Source organism: Aeromonas sp. ASNIH7 (assembly GCF_002903485.1).
In the GTDB taxonomy this organism is placed as follows: Bacteria; Pseudomonadota; Gammaproteobacteria; order Enterobacterales; family Aeromonadaceae; genus Aeromonas; species Aeromonas caviae.
The window spans coordinates 2,362,704-2,380,498 of sequence record NZ_CP026226.1 but is presented as its reverse complement, the minus strand read 5'-3'; the positions used below and the strand labels follow the sequence as shown (position 1 = coordinate 2,380,498).

Below are 17,795 nucleotides of genomic sequence, written 5' to 3'. Positions count from 1 at the left end.
TGCTGCTCGATGGTCGTAGTATCGTCAACGGCGAGGCTATCAAGCTGACTATCCCCCGCACCAACTTGACACCGAAGCGACAAGCCCATAGATATCGAGCTGGAAGGGAAGTTACTTGCAATGGACAGGGAAATCGCGCCCTCAATGTGGCGGCCGATAACTGTTTGATGGTTGATGAATGGAAAACGGCGGGAGACCCTCTGCTACTCCAATCAGTGGCTGGAAAGTATCTTAACCGCTTATGTCGGCGTTGTAGACTCCAAGGGTAGGAGAAAGAATTTCATACGAATCTACGAAGACGAAAAATGAAATAACAATCTTCGTTTGTTCCATTGATGTTAAATCGATCTAACAAACCCTTTCATAAAATTTTCTAGAGAATAATTATGCTTGATAAAGAAGAAGTATATAAAAAATTCATAGAAATTCACCTCACCTCCACAAATGATTTTCTTTCGTTTTTTTCACCATATCTTAATTCGAAGTTTGATTTTAGAAACTTTATATTTAGAGGGCATGGGAATATAACCCACAAACTCATCCCATCAGTCCTGCGCAGAGATGCAATGACTATTGATAAAATACAAGCAATGAGCGCACGAATATCGATAACTGAAACTGATTTATTTTTTGAGTCTAAACAAATTCAAGCCGAAATAGCTATACTTAGACAGTTCTATAAAATATCTAATCGAAATGGTCTGTTCACTCCACCTACTGAAAGATGGTTTAAAGATGATATACATTTGGCAACCAACCAGTTTGCTATAGAAAATCGTAGTGAAGATGAAGAGTGGCCGCCAAAAGAATTGTTAGAACTTGGTGCGTTGGCACAACACTATGGTATACCTACACGTCTTATGGATTGGAGTCATGATCCTATGGCAGCCTGTTTTTTTGCATGTACCTCTGATGTTGAGAGTGCAAATGATTTATGCGTATGGGCAATGAATGCTCATTGGATTACTCTTTTAAAAAAATCAGGGAAAGTTAATAAAATTAACTTCTTTACACCTAATTATCAAAACAATGAAAACGTTACAGCTCAAAAAGGATTATTTACCTATTGCACGTCCACTTTAAAGAAAAACATTTTCCCGAGAGAAATTTTTGCGCTTCCACACGATCAAAGAGATCATGTTCTTGGTCTTAAAGATAGAGTTGACATCAGACCATTGAATGATGTTGTATTTGATGAATTAATAGAGAGTTCAAATACAAATCTTGGTGATGAACCTTTATTTATAAAGGTTACCCTTCCTAACTCTCTTCGCATGGAATTATACAGAATGTTAATTCTCTTAGGGTATGATTATCCTCGTATCTACCCAGGATACCATGGAGTAGCAAATCATTTAACTTTTTTGAAAAACATCAAAGATGATAAATCTCGCCAAGAATTCCTCCTATAAACTTCGAATTAATTTGTATTGAATTTTGTGACGAAAATTAATATTTACACCATTCACAATTTTAGAAAGGGTGCGAAAAACTCACTGAGCACAAAAAATCTTTGTAACCAGTTGAGCTGAGAGGACTAAAATTTCAGTTTATTTAAAGATGGTGCTTATTAGCCCTCTTCTTAACTCACCATCTTTGGCCAAAATTGATAGATGAAATTTGACATATACTTTGACCGATCACTTTTTGATTGTATGCACATTCGGTGAGTCTATGCGTGTGGCTGTTTTATAGCGATGCAGCTCCCAAGTCAGTTGTGCAATAGAGTCTGCCATCACTTTCAGCTCGGCTTGAAGCTGGCTATTCTCATATTTCAGCTTGTCATTTCTCGCTTCCAGCTCATCGTACCGCTCTTTTTCGACTGTATTACGCCTCTCTTTCACGACAGGTGCAGCATCGGAATTTAACTGTTGAAGTTTGGATTTTTCTAACAGCACAATTTCACGCAATACCGGATGGTTTTTTAATGAACCATTAGCGACACCAGCACGTTTTTCCACCGCCGATGGGTTGATTTTCTTCTTCTCTTTTCTCAATGCATCAAGGGCGTTTTCCAGTTTGGTTTTGACGCTAGTCATCACAAAGCTCCTAAATCAAAGCGCTCGAAGGCTATGTTATGGTCTGCCATGACTTTCTCCGCTGAGCGGATATCGGTTAACTCACGGGCCAGTGTGTTGCGGTTGTAAAATCCCATCGCTTTCATCTGCTGCAACTTCTCGCCAATGCGTTTATGTCGCTCTTGCCAGCGCTTGGCTTCGGCCTGATTGATGTTCAGGTTTTCGCAGTCGCGTCCCACACAACTGGATGGCTCAAACAAATGGGTCATCTTACACTTTTCCCCCGCAAAGCATCGGCCATAGCCCGTAGACTTGTTAGCCCCTCTAGTGCTCATCACCAGCGCCTCGAATTGCTGTTCTGTCATCACCTTGGGGTCTCCTTCAAAGTTCTTCATGTAGCCACCAGATTGTTCTTCTGGGTTATCTATCATGTCTTTCAGATAGGCTTTGTGGCTTTCCATTTCTGCATCTTCTATGGCTTTTTTCATACTGGCTGGGTTTTCTATCCCCATCAGAGTCAGCACCTCTGAGTGGCTGGCATAGATTGCCGTCATGGCGAGGCTGATATGTTTGAACTGATGCTTGAGTGCGGCCAATGACACCAAGCCGTTACCCACCACAAAATGCGCAAAGGTTCGTCTGAGTGAGTGAGCAGAAAAATGCCAGTAAAACGTACCATCCTCCCGAGTTTTTATCGGATGATATTGAGCGGAAACCACCGGATTGAGCAGTCGATACACTTCATCCATCGCAACGGGGTCATAGCTAATATCAATGTGATTTGAGTATGTAGAAAATAAAAGTTGAATATTAGATTTATTTAAAAAAATCTCATCAAGCTGACGATTAATAATGTCACCACCTCCAAGGTCTCGTTTAAAACTGAATCGCGGCGAACGGTGAATATCCCCCTTAATTGAACGGTAGTCATCATTGATGGTGGCCAGCACTTTCAATGCTTTTTCGCAGATAGGCGCACAGGCCCACACATCCTCTCGGGGCAATTTCTCCAGCTTGCTCGTCCATGAGCGCACCGTACAAAGCTTGATACCGTCGAGGTCAATTTCCTTATATGAAGTAGCATTTATTTGGGTGAGTTCACTGATACGCATACCAGTGAAGGCCGATAGAGACATGAAGCACGCCCCCTCGAATTTCTTGAATTCACTAACAGCCTGCCGCTCCGTCAGCGCGTATTGTTTGGCATATGCTTTGACATTTCGAAGGTGAGGCAGTCTTTCGTGGGCACTATTCACGTCCTGCATTAATCGCCCCATCAACTGCTCATAAATTACCGGAACCACAGTGGGGTAGTGTCCTGCTCCGTTAGACGAATATTGTTTGGCTACTTGCTGTTGAGTTTTCCCTTCCGGTAGCCCTAATGCGAACCATGCTTGTACTGGAAAATGTGAGTTAACTTGCGTGAGCACACTCAGCGCGGCGATATTAGTCATGACTGATTTTTCGCTAAATGCCTTCCATGAGTGAAGCATTTGGCTGAAAATCAGTTCATTGCTGAGCAACGAAAAGGAGTCAATGCTGGTATCTTTATACACTCTAATCGCCGCATTTACAGTACGCGCTGTTTTACAGCAGCTAGAGAACTTGCGAAACGTATCACCCTCCATGTGCAACAGGTCACCTTTCGCCCCCCAAATCAAAAAATAGATTCGCTGCTTAAATTCCGTGAGCAATTTTTGGTTGTGTTTCTCAGGATGAAAGTTGATCTGGTATCGACTCTTTACTTCGTTAGTTTGATTAAAAAATGCATTGTAATCCCAGATATCATCTACAAAATATGAAACAGGTTTGCCATTTTTATCGACGCTGACCACAGTGTGGTTATCCGGCATTACAAGCTGACCAGAGGTTTGTGGTAAGGCGTACTCTTCAAATTTACCGACATCCCTACTGACACAGAACATAACTACCCCCTGAATATATCCATAACTGACTCTTCATCCCATAAAGGGTGACATTCTCGCTCCAAAAGCCTCTCTGCTGCCTTTAGGTGCGCTTTCTTGAATTGCTCTTTGAGCTTATTAAGCTTAGCTTTGACCTCACCGTAATTGTTCAGGAAATGTTTTACATTTTGGTGAGCGAGCATGGCCTCATTAAGACGCTTTTCAAAGGAAAGTAAGCGCCAGATGTCGTGCGGATCATCGACAATACCGAAATTGGCACAACTAAAGCACTTCACGACAAAGCCGCATCCATGTTCTGTCTTTTCTTCGTCATTGAGAATGCCTGTTCGGGTGACGGCCATCTGAAACTCCCGTATTTCTGGTGTGTCTTCACCCCTACAAAATCCGCCGTTTATATTCTCTACGACCCGATCTGCGGTATCGCTAGTCTTGAGTGACTTCCATTCCTCATTTGAGAGCACCTTACCGAAAGTCTCTTTGGCCTTTGCCACCGCGATAATTGATCCACCACTGGGGTTTTCCCCCAAATAATGCAATGCCGTTAACCCCACCGCCAGTTGACTTCGTGCTTCGCCCTTGGAGACCTTACCGTACTTAGAGTTATCATAAGTTGATGGTGCATTGCGCGTATTATGAGCCGCTTTCTCTCTACCCATTCTCTGTTCGGCATACTGCTTAATGGAGGATTTCAGCAGGTTACAATTCAGCCGAAAGGTTGGATTATTTTTGATTAACGACTGAAGGCGAATTGAGTGTTTAACTAAGAATTTCTTAGCGTAATTCTGAAGCTCTTCTGTATTAGGCGCTTTGCCGTTCATTTTTCGGAAAAGATAATGTTTATCAAGACCGAGGCTTACGGAATGCTCCTTTGACAATTCGAGGTGATATTCAAAAAATCCTTTACAAGCTGCTCGCGGGGTAAACGTGCGAAGCTCAACCTTTTCTCCACGAGTCTTAAATCCCTCAATGCTGATGCGTCCTGTACCGGACTGCTTGCAAACCCATTCATTCTCTAAAAACATGCTGAGTGTTTCCGTCTGCCCGGTACCCAGATAATAGATGGTCAGAAACACCGCATTGCAAACCAGTCTGTTGAAAACAACTCGTTTTTGGGACTGACTTAACGTGTCATCCTTATATCGCGATCTCAGCCTCGCACGGTCTTCCAGCAACGCACGAGCAATTGCGCGTAGCTCATTGACGGTGTAATTATCTGAATCCAATACGGCTGACCGAGTATCGAGGTTTCGAGCAGCTTTAGGGATTTGTCCGAAACCAAATTTTCTACAGATTGAATTCAGGTTTGAACCCCGCCAACCAAGCATTTTTGCTTGGATGGGAATGCCGTTCAGCCCCTTTCCAGTACTTGCCATAGACAGGTAGGTCGCATGAATATATTTAGTGCAAGTTTCAGGTGAGAACTCCACTTTGCCTTTTTGTTCGCCGCTTTGCGCATTAAACGCATGAGCCAGCACACTTCGGACATCAATAAACCGCGATACTTTCGTAGCTTCTCGCCATCCCGACTGCTGGAACTTGGAGATCAGTAATCGAACATGGTCATCGGTGGCATACGCTTTGAGCGCTGTAAAGTCACAGTTACTGTTGCCTCCCCTGCTGTCTTTCCAAACATAATGCCATTTGGTGATGCAGGTCAGAGTATTGTCCGTAACCATTTCAGTGGTTGGGGTGGAGCGGTAGGTGCGTGCGTTTTCCCTTTGGGGTGAATCCATCACAGCAGTCATGAAATCGCCTCATCTTCTAGCAAATTCATTGTTATCTCAGGGATCTGGTTCTTCTCCGGGTTTCCCTCATGATGCTTGAGATACAGCATGGTCGTATCCAGATCTTTGTGGCCCATCTCATTCTTTAAGGTTTCCAGTGCTTGCAACATCGACAGCCCTGGTACTTGTGCCAAGGAATCAAGTTTGTAGGCTCCAAAGGTGGCTCGGCAATCATGCTGTTTGTGCTTAAAGTGCGGGTTGCTGCGCTCTTGGATTGCCGTCCGTAGTTTTCCCCAAAGAGTATTAAGGCTTTGGGTCGTGAAGCTGTCGCCGTCCTTGTTGATGAAAGCTGGCGGATTCATGTCACCCGTATTCATGAAATACAGCTGTTGCCGCTTCTTATATCGCTCACTTTGATGGTATTGGTTTATCGATTCCATCAACCAAATCGGCATAGACACCTGACGGTTAATGTCGTATTTCGTTTTACACTGGTGGTCAGGCCCAATCCAAATACCTGTCAATGTTTTGCCATTAAATCCTTTGGGGATCGAAAAATGCACAGGCTTAATATTTGCCACTTCAATCGCTCGAAGCCCTACACAGAGCATAACACTGACCATTAGGCGAAACTCTATGGACAGTCCATTGCTACACCAGTTGTCTCTTACATGTTGAAGATCGAGGTCGTTTAAGGGTTGCAGGTTGGTATCCCTTGATTGACTGCGAATAGAGCAGTCTGTCATCGTTTGTCCGTATTTTGTCACGCCAGTGATTTCAAAAGGCAGCTTTGAAATGTAACCATGTCTGAAACAAAACATGTAGAAGCGTCTTGCGATAGACAGCGCAGCCACAGCTGTGTTGCGTCTTAGTTTGCCTCTTTCAATCTCACCATCGAGGTATGCGCGGTATAGAAATATGGGGTAGCGTTGAAGCTGCTCTTCATGGTCGTCCCACTTGAGGTGATTGGCATCCAAGAACCGGTAATACCTTAACAAGTGAAAGCACGTTGGTTTAATGTCTTTGACACCCTCATTGATACGGCGATTCAGGATGAAGGCATTCGGTTCAAACACAGGTCTGCCTTCGCTGGTGAGCAGCATGAGCACGCCTTTGAATGAGTTCGGCTTTTCAACACTGAAAGAGCCATCGTCATCAGCCACTTTCACATGACCTATGTCTATAACGGGGTTTGTCTCTACAAGGTGGTAGAAATGCTCCATCCTGCTTTTACTCCATTAGATCTAATTTTTAGTATAGATTGTTATCTAACAAAAGCAACAATTGACATTATCTAATAATTATCTAAAAATCACTATTGGTGCAATTAGTTGAATGTAAAAAACTTGGACAATCCGCAACGGCCTTTTAAAATCCCCACCCTTTGGTTGGCTGCGGCCTTCCCCCGGTCTTTCCCCGGCTCAGCCCGGTGCATGCGAGGTATCCATGACTCAATCCCAGCCATCTTCCGCCGACGCCCAGGGCAGACGGACTCCTGCCGACTACCAGGCCCAGCTCGACGAGAAGCGCGATCGCCTCACCCAGCTGTTCGCCCCCTTCAATCCGCCCGCGCTGGAGCTGCACGCCTCTCCCGCCCAGCACTACCGGATGCGCGCCGAGTTCCGCATCTGGCACGAGGGGGACGACCTCTTCCACTGCATGTATGCACCGGCCACCAAGGAGATTATCCGGGTCGACAGCTTCCCCACCGCCAGCCTGCTCATCAACCGGCTGATGCCTGTGCTGCTGGCCGGGCTGCGCCCGCACCCCGTGCTGCGCAAGAAGCTGTTCCAGATCGACTATCTCTCCACCCAGTCCGGCCAGATCTGCGTCAGCCTGCTCTACCACCGCAAGCTGGAAGCCGAGTGGCAGCAGGCCGCCGAGGCGCTGCAGGCCGACCTGCGTGCCAAGGGGTTCGAGCTGCAACTGATTGGCCGCGCCCACAAGCAGAAGATCTGCCTGGGGGATGACTTCGTCATCGAACGCCTGACCGTGCAGGGGCGCGAGCTGGTCTACAAGCAGGTGGAAAACAGCTTCACCCAGCCCAACGCCGCCATCAACGAACAGATGCTGGGCTGGGCCCTGGACGTGACCAAGGGGAGCGAGGGGGACCTGCTGGAGCTCTACTGCGGCAACGGCAACTTCTCCATCGCTCTGGCGCAGAACTTTCGCAAGGTGCTGGCCACCGAGATCGCCAAGCCGAGCGTGGACTCCGCCCAGTTCAACATCGCCGCCAACGGTGTCGACAACCTGATCATCCTGCGCATGTCGGCGGAGGAGTTCACCATGGCGATGCGCGGCGAGCGGGAGTTCAACCGCCTCAAGGGGGTCGATCTCGGCGCCTACCAGTGCAACACCATCTTCGTCGACCCGCCCCGGGCCGGTCTGGACGACGCCACCGTCAAGCTGGTGCAGGATTACGACAATATCCTCTACATCTCCTGCAACCCCGAGACCCTGCAGGCCAACATGGCCGTGCTCGGTGAAACCCACGAGATCGCCCGCTTCGCCCTGTTCGACCAGTTCCCCTGGACCCACCACATGGAAGCCGGGGTGTACCTGAAGCGCAAGGGCGGCTGATCCGGGCGGTTCCCCGGCTGCTCCATGGCAGCCGGAGCCGCTTTGGCCACTGAAGGGCGCGGATCCTGCCTCATCGCGCTGCCCCGACCCGCCATGGGACAAGTGGGGCGGCCCGATGCCAACCGCTTCATCCTGCCCCCCCATCCCCCGGGAGAAGGGGCAAAAACCCCCGCATTGATTAGTTATCCCGGTGCAGAGCGCGGACGCAGCCGTTATGCTGGCGACACGCCCACTCACGCCATGACCGGGGAATCACGCCACCATGCCACGCGTTCTGTTTGTTGAAGACGATCCCGAGATAGGCCAGCTCATCAGCAGCTGGCTCGGTCGCCACGACATCGAGGTGCTGCTGGAGACCCGGGGTGACCGGGCACTCGACAGGGCCCTGGCCGAGCAGCCGGATCTGGTGCTGCTCGACATCATGCTGCCGGGGCAGGATGGCCTCTCCCTGTGCCGGGATCTGCGCCCGCGCTTTGCCGGCCCCATCGTCATGCTCACCTCTCTCGACAGCGACATGAACCAGATCCTGAGCCTGGAGCTGGGGGCCAACGACTACATTCTCAAGACCACGCCCCCCCCGGTGCTGCTGGCCCGGCTACGAGTCCAGTTCCGCCAGCAGGGGCAGAGCCAGCAGGCCGTGGTCCCCGCCGCCCCGCCCCAGCGCCTGCAGTTCGGCCGCCTCCAGATAGACGGCCCGGGTCGGGACGTGCGCCTCGATGGGGAGAGCATTCCCCTCTCCACCGCCGATTTCGACCTCCTGTGGGAGCTGGCCTGCCACGCGGGCCAGATCCTGGGGCGGGAGGCGCTGTTTCGCAGCCTGCGGGGGCGCGACTACGACGGCCAGGATCGCAGCATGGACGTGGCCATCTCCCGTCTGCGCCGCCGGCTCGGGGATGACAGCAACAACCCGACCCGCATCAAGACGGTGCGCCAAAAGGGTTATCTACTCGTACCCCAGGCTTGGGAATGAGCTGGTGTCTCACACGCCTGCACACCAGAAGCCAGGGAATGACAGCAACAACTCGATCTGGATCAAGACGGTGCGCCAGAAGGGTTACCTGCTGGTGCCCCAGGCCTGGGAATAAGCCCCGCCGAATGACCTTGATGCACTCAGCCTTCTCCCCTTGCGGGAGAAGGGTTGGGGATGAGGGGCAACAAGGCAATGTCCAGACGCAATCCAGGCAAGAGGAGATCCCCCATGCGACGCCTGTTTATCCAGTTCTATCTGTTGCTGATAGGCTGCTTCACCCTCGCCATTCTGCTCATCGGGCTGGTCTATCAGGTCAGTGCAGAGCGGGCGGGGGACCGTTATCTGGAGCGGATGATGCAAGGCTCCCTCGGCCTGCTCACTGGCGAGCTGGCCCGGCTGCCGCCGGAACACTGGGCCACCCGCACCGGCGAGCAGAGCCGCCAGCTCAATCTGCCGCTGCAGATCGGCGTCCTCGCCAACCAGCCCCTGGCCAGCGAGGATCAGGCCTTCCTCGAGGCGGGAAACATCGTCATCGTCGAGGAGGATGACACCTTCCTGCAGCGCATCCCGAACACCGACAAGGTGCTGATCGTCGGCCCCGTCCCCTACCTCTCCTACCTGCACGAGCTGCACTGGGTGGACGTGGGGCTGCTGCTGCTCATCGGCCTTTCCCTCGGCCTGCCCATCCTGCTCTGGCTTCGCCCACACTGGCGCGGCCTGCAACAGCTCGAACAGACCGCCCGCCGGGTCGGCGACGGGGATCTCTCCTGTCGCACCGGTTTGCCGCCCGGCAGCAGCCTGGGCCGGGTCGGCCGCACCTTCGACCAGATGGCGGAGCAGTTGCAGGCCATGCTGGCCAGTCGCAAGCAGTTGACCGACGCCATCGCCCACGAGCTGCGCTCCCCCCTGGTGCGGCTGCGCTATCGCCTCGCCATGCTGGCCGAGCCTCCCTCACCCGAGGAGCAGCAGGGACTGGAGCGGGACCTCGGCGCCCTCGATGCCCTCATTGAGGAGATGCTGACCTATGCCAGGCTCGATCGCCCCGAACTGCCGCTGCAATGCAGCGATCTAGAGCTCGGCAGCTGGGCCGGCAGCCGCCTGGCCGACTGGCAGGCCCTGCGACCGGACAAGCAGCTCGACTTCGTGCGCCCGGCCATGGCTCTGCCCTGGCGCGGCGACACCCGATTGCTGGACCGGGCGCTGGAAAACCTCATCGGCAACGCCCTGCGCCATGCCACCAGCCAGGCAAGCCTCTGCATAGCGCGACAGGGGGACGACTATCTGCTGGAGGTGGCCGACGATGGCCCCGGCATCGATCCCGCGCTGGCCCCGCAAATCTTCGAGCCCTTCGTGCGCCTGGATCAGAGCCGGGACAGACGCACCGGCGGCGCCGGGTTGGGGCTGGCCATCGTGCGCAGCATCGCCCACCACCACGGCGGCGAGGTACAACTGCTGCCAAGCAGCAGCGGTGCCCGTTTCTGCCTGACTCTGCCCGTACATTTGGATACAAACCGTCACCAGTCGCTCACTGAACCGCAGGTCGAACAGCCCTAGGATGAAGTCATGGAGAAACGCTCCATGTCATCAAACCGAACGAGGAACTGGAATATGAACAAGCTGATCCCCCTGACTCTGGCCGCTGTCTTCGCCCTGACCTCCGGCTTCACCATGGCCGCCACCCCGACCAAGGCCGCCGCTCCCCACGCCACCCAGACCAAGGTCGTGAAAAAACATCACAAGGCAGCCCACGCCAAGGCGCCGGCCGTCAAGGTTGCCCCCAAGACCAAGTAAGCCGCCCGCTTCCGCCATGAAAAAGGGGCCCCCTACAGGGGCCCCTTCTGTTTTTTTGCGCGCTTGCCGTGACTCAACCCAGCATGTAATCCCCTGGCAGTTCGATGCGGGCCACCCCGGAGGCAACCGCCGCCAGCGCCACGGCACGGGCAACCCGCGGCAGCAGGCGGGCATCCATGGGCTTGGGAATGACGTAATCCTTGCCGAAGGCGAGTTCACTCACGCCAGCGGCGGTCAGCACCTCGGCGGGCACCGGCTCCTTGGCCAGAGCCCGGATAGCCTCCACTGCCGCGATCTTCATGGCATCGTTGATGCGGCTGGCACGGGCGTCGAGGGCGCCGCGGAAGATGAAGGGGAAGCAGAGCACGTTGTTGATCTGGTTCGGGTAGTCCGAGCGGCCGGTACCCATGATGAGATCCCCGCGCACTGCGTGAGCCAGGGCAGGCTTGATCTCGGGGTCCGGGTTGGAACAGGCGAAGATCACCGGGTTGGGGGCCATCAGGGCCACCGCCTCGGCAGGCAGTACGTCCGGGCCGGAGACGCCGACGAAGACGTCAGCCCCGTCGATGACATCCATCAGGGTGCGCAGGGGGGTGTCGTTGGCGAAACGCTGCTTGTACTGGTTGAGATCGGTGCGGCCGCTGTGGATCACACCCTGGCGGTCCAGCATGAAGATGTTGTGCGGCGCAGCCCCGCACTTGATCAGCAGATCCATGCAGGCGGTGGCGGCGGCGCCGGCGCCCATGCAGACGATGCGGCTGGTGCCAATCTCCTTGCCCTGCACTTCCAGCGCGTTGAGCAGCCCGGCGGCGGTGACGATGGCGGTACCGTGCTGGTCATCGTGGAACACCGGGATGTCGCAGCGAGCGATCAGCGCCTCTTCAATTTCGAAGCACTCGGGGGCCTTGATGTCTTCCAGGTTGATGCCGCCGAAGGTGTCGGCGATGGCGGCCACCGTATCGATGAACTGGGCGCTGGTCTCGTGCTTCACCTCGATGTCGATGGCGTCGATGCCGGCAAAGCGCTTGAACAGCAGGGCCTTGCCCTCCATCACCGGCTTGGAGGCCAGCGGGCCCAGATTGCCCAGCCCCAGGATGGCGGTGCCGTTGGAGATGACGGCCACCAGGTTGCCCTTGCCGGTGTAACGGTAGGCATCGGCCGGATTGGCGGCGATCTCGCGTACCGGTTCGGCAACGCCCGGGCTGTAGGCCAGCGCCAGATCGCGAGCGGTCTCGGCGGGCTTGGTGAGGGCGATGGCGATTTTGCCCGGAACGGGTTGGGCGTGGTAGTCGAGTGCCTGTTGGCGGAGATCGTGCTGCTGATCGGACATGGGGGACCCCGATACGGAAATGAATGAGTGATGCGTTGGCTCGCCAGCGGGCGAGGGCTGAGGATCATAAAGAAATCCCCCGCCCTTTCACAGCATAAAATATCGCTGGATAGCAATGACAGGCTAATCAGTAGCATGTCATGCCACCCGAAACTACCCAATTAGTTATAGATTCGATTTCAATCCATGACTGGAATGCCGGCTTTTGCCTCTGCCTGCCGGGCGATGGCCTCCGTCATCCCCTGGAAGATGAAGAGGTGAAACGGCAGCATGGCAAGCCAGTAGGCCAGCCCCCAGGCCCCCTGCGGATGCCAGTGGGCCGTCACCCTAAGCCGGGTCAGGCCGGACTCCAGGGGCTGGATGTTGAACTCCAGCCGACCGACGCCGGGGGCCTTCATGTTGAACAGCAGATCCAGCCTGCGTCCTTCATCCACCCCGAGGATCTGCCAGGAGTCCAGCATGTCCCCCTTCACGAAGCGATCCGGGTTGGTGCGTCCCCGGGTCCGGGCCGGGCCGCCGATCAGGTGATCCATCCATTCGCGCACCACCCACAGCTCGTTCATGTAGAAGTAGCGCTGCTCACCCCCCAGTTGCTGCAACACCTGCCACACCACCTCGGGGGCGGCGAGGCAATCCGCCTCCCCGCTGGCGGTGCGGTCGTAGAAGCCATACTCGGGATGACGCCAGCGCAGACCAAGGGGCGTCTCCTCCCCGTGCTGCTCGGCACCGAGCCTCTGCTCCAGCGCCAGGCTCTCCGCCAGCGCCTCATCGAAGCTGAGCAGATGCTGGGGCAGCAGGGCGCGCAAGGGGCCGTCATCCGCCGGGATGTCGTGCTTGAGCCCCCCCACCAGCGCCTTGGCGATGGGCTGGGGAACCGAGGTGGCGAACTGCAGCCACCAGGCGGAGAGCCGGGGGCTCAAAAAGGGGATCGGAATGATGGGGCAGCGTTTGCCGATATGGGCGGCGAATTTCTGGAGCTGCTGCTGGTAGCTGAGCAGCTCGGGGCCCGCCGCATTGAAGATCTCGCCATCCACCCCGTCGGCTTCCACCAGCCCGCCCAGATAGTGCAAGAGGTTGGAGAGGGCGATGGGGGGCGTGCGGGAGCGCACCCACTTGGGCGTCACCATCATGGGCAGGTTGTACACCAGATCCCGCATCACCTCGAACGCCGCCGAGCCGGGGCCTATGATGATGCCGGCACGCAACTCTACCGTGGGCACCCCTGCGCTGCGAAACAGCTCGCCACAGTAGCGCCGGGAGTTGAGGTGGCGACTGTTGCAGGGCTCGGGCTGGATGGCCCCGAGATAGACGATGCGGCGCACCCCGGCAGCACGGGCGGCGGCGGCGAAGTTCTTCACTCCCTGCTGCTCCAGCCGGTGAAAACCGGCCCCCGCCCCCATGGCGTGTACCAGATAGAAGACGGTGTCGACCCCCGCCAGCGCAGGGGGCAGGGTGGCCGGCTTGAGGCTGTCGGCGAGGCGAAACGCCACCCCCTCCGGCAGACGGCAGGGACGACGGGCCCCGGCGATGACCCTGTACCCCAGACCCTGCAGATGGGGCACCAGGTAGGATCCTATGTACCCGGCAGCTCCCATCACCAGACATGTGCGCATCGGCTCTTCTCCCTTGGTTGAGCCAACACCATAGGGCAAAGCGGTGAATTACAGAATGGCGGCCAATAAAAAAGGCACCCGATGGGCGCCTTTTTCAGAATTCTTCAGAAGCAAGATTACTTCTTGGAGGTCAAGCCACCGAAACGCTTGTTGAACTTGTCTACGCGGCCGCCGCTAGAAACTTCTTTCTGCTTGCCGGTGTAGAACGGGTGGCACTCGGAGCACACGTCCAGGTTCAGATCTTTACCGATGGTAGAGAAGGTGTTGATGACGTTACCGCAAGAGCACTTGGCGGTGATGGCTACGTAGTCAGGATGGATACCAGCTTTCATGGACAACCTCAATTATCAGGCCGTGTCGCCATCCGATCTCTTGTCGGACACCACACGATTGTTGAACACAGTTTCAAAGGCTGCGAATAATATAGGAAACGCCTGAGATCAGGCAAGTGGCTTCGCAGAAAAAATAGGCAACCCCTGGTGAATTCTTCCCAAACGCTGGATCTGGTTCGTGTGGCTGTGCCGGTGCCGTTACGCCGTCATTTCGACTATCTCTCTCCCCTGCCCTTGCCTGCCCCCGGTTGCCGGGTCGAGATCCCGTTCGGCCCGCAGACCCTGGTCGGTCTGGTGGTGGATCACCCGACCGAGAGCCTGGTCCCCCGCAACAAATTAAAGCCCTTGAAGAGGGTGCTCGACAGCGCCCCCGTGCTGGGGCCCGACATTCTGGCGCTGATGGCCTGGAGCGCCGGTTACTACCAGCACCCGCTGGGGGAGGTACTGCCCCACGCCCTGCCGGTGCTGGTGCGCAAGGGGGAGCCCGCCGCCTATCGGGAGCTGGAGTTCTGGTTTGCCACCGATGCGGGCATGGCCATCGACCTCAACGAGCTCAAGCGGGCGGCCAAGCAGCAGCAGGCCCTCGCCTTGCTGCGCAAGGGGCCGCAGACCCCCTCCGCCCTCAAACAGGAGGAGATCCAGAGCGCAGCCCTCACCGCGCTGGAGAAGAAGGGACTGCTGGAGAAGCGCTCGCTGGAGCCGAGCCATGATGGCGATTGGGCCACCCGCTTCGAGCCGGGTGAGGGGCTGCGCCTCAACGGCGAGCAGGCGCTGGCGGTGGCCGCCGTCACCAGCCAGAGCAACAAGTTCGGAGCCTTCCTGCTGGACGGCATCACGGGCTCCGGCAAGACCGAGGTTTACCTCAGCATCCTCGAGCCCCTGCTCAAGGCGGGCAAGCAGGCGCTGGTGATGGTGCCGGAAATCGGCCTCACCCCCCAGACCATCAACCGCTTTCGCCGCCGCTTCAACGTGCCCGTGGTGGCGATGAACTCCGCCATGAACGACAGGGAGCGGCTCGATGCCTGGCTCGCCTGCCGTGACGGTGGTGCCGCCATTCTGATCGGCACCCGATCCGCGGTGTTCACGCCGTTCAAGGACCTCGGCATCATCATCATCGACGAGGAGCACGACGGCTCCTTCAAGCAACAGGACGGCTTTCGCTACCACGCCCGGGATCTGGCGGTGATGCGGGCCCATCGCGCCGGCATTCCCATCCTGCTTGGATCTGCCACCCCGTCGCTGGAGACATTGCACAACGCCCGTAGCGGCAAGTATCACCACCTCAGCCTGACCCGGCGCGCCGGCAACGCCCAGACCGCTCGCCAGGTGATCCTGGATATCAAGAACGTGCGACTGCAGGCGGGGCTCTCCCCCCAGCTGGAGCAGCTGATGGCCGAACACCTGGCGGCGGGCAACCAGGTGATGCTGTTTCTCAACCGCCGGGGCTATGCGCCGGCACTCATCTGCCACCAGTGCGGCTGGAGTGCCGCCTGCGAGCGCTGTGACGCCTGGTACACCTGGCACCAGGCCGGGCGGCGGCTGCACTGCCACCACTGCGACAGCGTGCGCCCGCTGCCCCACCACTGTCCCGAGTGTGGCAGCAGCGAGCTCATCGGCTCCGGGGTCGGCACCGAACAGCTGGAGCAACTGCTTGGCACCGTGTTCCCCCAATATCCGGTGGTGCGCATCGACCGGGACAACACCCGCCGCAAGGGGGAGCTGGAGACGCACCTCGGCGACATCAAGGCGGGCAAGTACAAGATCCTGATCGGCACCCAGATGCTGGCCAAGGGCCACCACTTCCCGGACGTGACGCTAGTGGGCCTGCTGGATGTGGATGGCGCCCTGTTCAGCGCCGATTTTCGCGCTGCCGAGAAACTGGCCCAGCTCTACACCCAGGTGGCGGGCCGTGCCGGTCGCGCCAGCAAGCCCGGGCTGGTGGTGTTGCAGAGCCACCATCCCGAGCATGCCCTGCTGCAGGATCTGACCCAGAACGGTTACGGCCACTTCGCCGACACGGCGCTGAAAGAGCGCCGCCTGCTGGGGCTGCCACCGTTCAGCCATCAGGGACTGTTCCGGGCCGAGGCCAACGGCCGCGACGAGGTGCAGCTGTTCCTCAGTCGTCTCGCCGATACCCTGCGCAGCGCTCGCTATCCCCAGGTGCTGGTGTTGGGGCCCATCAGCGGCTTCATGGAGCGCAAGGCGGGCAAGTTTCGCATGCAGCTGCTGGTACAGGGGCCCAGCCGGGCGCCACTGGCCCAGTTGCTCGACTGGGCGGTGAAGGAGCTGGAGGGGTGGCCCGAGACCAAGCGGGTGCGCTGGAGTCTGGATATCGACCCCACGGAACTGAACTAGCGCGGCTCATGTTATCTCCCAGATAGATAGTGCTAACAGATGTGTAATATAGGAACACAAGGTGAATACATGGCTGTAGCTATATTTTAGTTATTTAAAAATCATGCATCAGCATTTAAAAAAATATAATTGGCATAAGAATGCAATATATTTCGCCTATTATCACCCATAACACAAAGATAACCACACGAGACCTGTCCGAATGGGGGGTTAAACAACCGATGCTTATAGCAATATAATCATGGAAGGATAAAAATAAACTTGGAGTCAAGATTGAAAATTAAAAAAGCATCATTGATACCTGTTTTGTTAACTATAAATGCCTATGCCATACCTATGGACATTTATCTTCAAGAAGATAGCCAATTAGATGGAGTGGTTGAGAACGCCAGCTTAGAAAATATCTCATTATCTAGGGAGCAATCCATATTTTCAGGAGCGGCAAACGAGAGCATATATGTAGGTGAATATCTTCACAATGATGCCATAATTAAATTTACCAAAGGTAATGCACAAGACACAACATATTATATTGGACATAAGACATCCGGTTCAGAGTATCAAGGTACCTGGTATCAAGCTGGTGGCGCCGCTGGTGACTTTACCCTAAGTACAGACTCCAATACTGCACCAGATTGCTCTGGTGCCAGTGAAACAGGCTGGCATAGTGGGATATATTGCAACATGGATGTAGATGGTGGAAATTGGCAACTCGTGGCAGTAAGAATGCCATCGACTGCTAGAATAGCTGTTAAAAGCATCTCCTCTCTTACCTTTAGTCAATATTTATCCCCGGAACAATGGGAGCCTCTGATGAACCGATCTTCAGAAATATTGTTCTATCAGCCAGATACTAAACAGTGGGGAACAATGACAGTAGCTGCTGCAAGTAATAACGAACTATGCAGCCCATTAAATTCTGACCTCAGCAAAGACGTCTTAGTCCATGCTGAGGTAAAAGGGTGCAATATCACTGGACTTGACTACACCCTGGTTGGTCATAGGGATGCCTATCGTCAGGCTTGGTTGGATAAACGAGGCCCTAAAATATGGGAAAGAACCTCCGCATGGAACCCATCGACTAGCAGTGCCCAATTAATGGTATTTGTTCGGTAGTTATCTTTAAGAGCCCCGTTATGGGGCTCTTAAGTGTTCCT

At 55.0% G+C, this 17,795-nt stretch carries 14 protein-coding genes; 7 read left to right on the top strand and 7 right to left on the bottom strand.

From position 1 onward, the window contains the following. The first annotated feature begins 386 nt into the window (after positions 1-386). Positions 387-1,412 carry an FRG domain-containing protein gene (locus tag C2U47_RS11185; RefSeq protein ID WP_103261659.1) on the top strand — a complete coding sequence of 342 codons (1,026 nt, stop codon included), beginning with the start codon at positions 387-389 and terminating at the stop codon, positions 1,410-1,412. 228 nt (positions 1,413-1,640) lie between these two features. Here the strand turns inward: C2U47_RS11185 and C2U47_RS11180 are convergent, their stop codons facing one another. Genes C2U47_RS11180 through C2U47_RS11165 form a run of 4 tightly spaced genes read right to left on the bottom strand, consistent with a single transcriptional unit; the run spans position 1,641 to position 6,890 of the window. Beyond that, positions 1,641-2,039 (bottom strand): hypothetical protein, encoded by a 399-nt coding sequence (locus C2U47_RS11180; protein ID WP_103261658.1) that lies wholly within the window; start codon positions 2,037-2,039, stop codon positions 1,641-1,643. Further along, positions 2,039-3,943 (bottom strand): site-specific integrase, encoded by a 1,905-nt coding sequence (locus C2U47_RS11175; RefSeq protein WP_103261657.1) that lies wholly within the window; start codon positions 3,941-3,943, stop codon positions 2,039-2,041. The genes C2U47_RS11180 and C2U47_RS11175 overlap by 1 nt, the downstream gene beginning before the upstream one ends. A gap of 2 nt (positions 3,944-3,945) precedes the next feature. Next, complete coding sequence (locus C2U47_RS11170; protein WP_103261656.1) at positions 3,946-5,688, bottom strand: hypothetical protein; 1,743 nt, start codon at positions 5,686-5,688, stop codon at positions 3,946-3,948. Next, a complete protein-coding gene (locus C2U47_RS11165; protein ID WP_103261655.1) occupies positions 5,685-6,890 on the bottom strand; it encodes a tyrosine-type recombinase/integrase in 1,206 nt (401 codons plus the stop codon). Before C2U47_RS11165 ends, C2U47_RS11170 begins: the two co-directional genes overlap by 4 nt. A 223-nt stretch (positions 6,891-7,113) precedes the next feature. On the opposite strand from C2U47_RS11165, the gene trmA reads away from it, so the two are divergent. The 4 genes from trmA (at position 7,114) to C2U47_RS11140 (ending at position 11,008) form a co-directional block, all read left to right on the top strand. Then, complete coding sequence (trmA, locus tag C2U47_RS11160) at positions 7,114-8,247, top strand: tRNA (uridine(54)-C5)-methyltransferase TrmA (RefSeq protein WP_041214233.1); 1,134 nt, start codon at positions 7,114-7,116, stop codon at positions 8,245-8,247. A 262-nt stretch (positions 8,248-8,509) separates the two neighbouring features. Further along, the gene (gene rstA / locus C2U47_RS11155; RefSeq protein ID WP_010676073.1) at positions 8,510-9,217 is read left to right on the top strand and encodes a two-component system response regulator RstA; all 708 of its coding nucleotides are present in this window, start codon (positions 8,510-8,512) and stop codon (positions 9,215-9,217) included. A gap of 228 nt (positions 9,218-9,445) precedes the next feature. Further along, positions 9,446-10,771: a two-component system sensor histidine kinase RstB gene (gene rstB / locus C2U47_RS11145; RefSeq protein ID WP_049636072.1), complete on the top strand. Its 1,326-nt coding sequence runs from the start codon at positions 9,446-9,448 to the stop codon at positions 10,769-10,771. A 54-nt stretch (positions 10,772-10,825) separates the two neighbouring features. Continuing rightward, the gene (locus tag C2U47_RS11140; RefSeq protein WP_010676075.1) at positions 10,826-11,008 is read left to right on the top strand and encodes a hypothetical protein; all 183 of its coding nucleotides are present in this window, start codon (positions 10,826-10,828) and stop codon (positions 11,006-11,008) included. Positions 11,009-11,081: 73 nt separating this feature from the next. On the opposite strand, the gene C2U47_RS11135 is transcribed toward C2U47_RS11140, so the two are convergent. The 3 genes from C2U47_RS11135 to rpmE all read right to left on the bottom strand — a co-directional run bounded on the left by C2U47_RS11135 (position 11,082) and on the right by rpmE (position 14,283). Next, positions 11,082-12,338, bottom strand: coding sequence for a malic enzyme-like NAD(P)-binding protein (locus C2U47_RS11135; protein WP_049636073.1), 1,257 nt, complete (start codon positions 12,336-12,338; stop codon positions 11,082-11,084). 179 nt (positions 12,339-12,517) lie between these two features. Then, positions 12,518-13,951, bottom strand: coding sequence for a DUF2867 domain-containing protein (locus C2U47_RS11130; protein WP_049636074.1), 1,434 nt, complete (start codon positions 13,949-13,951; stop codon positions 12,518-12,520). 116 nt (positions 13,952-14,067) lie between these two features. Continuing rightward, complete coding sequence (gene rpmE / locus C2U47_RS11125; protein ID WP_010676078.1) at positions 14,068-14,283, bottom strand: 50S ribosomal protein L31; 216 nt, start codon at positions 14,281-14,283, stop codon at positions 14,068-14,070. Between the two features lie 147 nt (positions 14,284-14,430). Between rpmE and priA the strand changes: the two genes are divergently transcribed. Together priA and C2U47_RS22905 are read left to right on the top strand one after the other, a co-directional pair. Continuing rightward, positions 14,431-16,638, top strand: coding sequence for a primosomal protein N' (priA, locus tag C2U47_RS11120; protein ID WP_080988560.1), 2,208 nt, complete (start codon positions 14,431-14,433; stop codon positions 16,636-16,638). 273 nt (positions 16,639-16,911) lie between these two features. Beyond that, complete coding sequence (locus C2U47_RS22905) at positions 16,912-17,754, top strand: hypothetical protein (RefSeq protein ID WP_125117530.1); 843 nt, start codon at positions 16,912-16,914, stop codon at positions 17,752-17,754. Positions 17,755-17,795 lie beyond the last annotated feature (41 nt).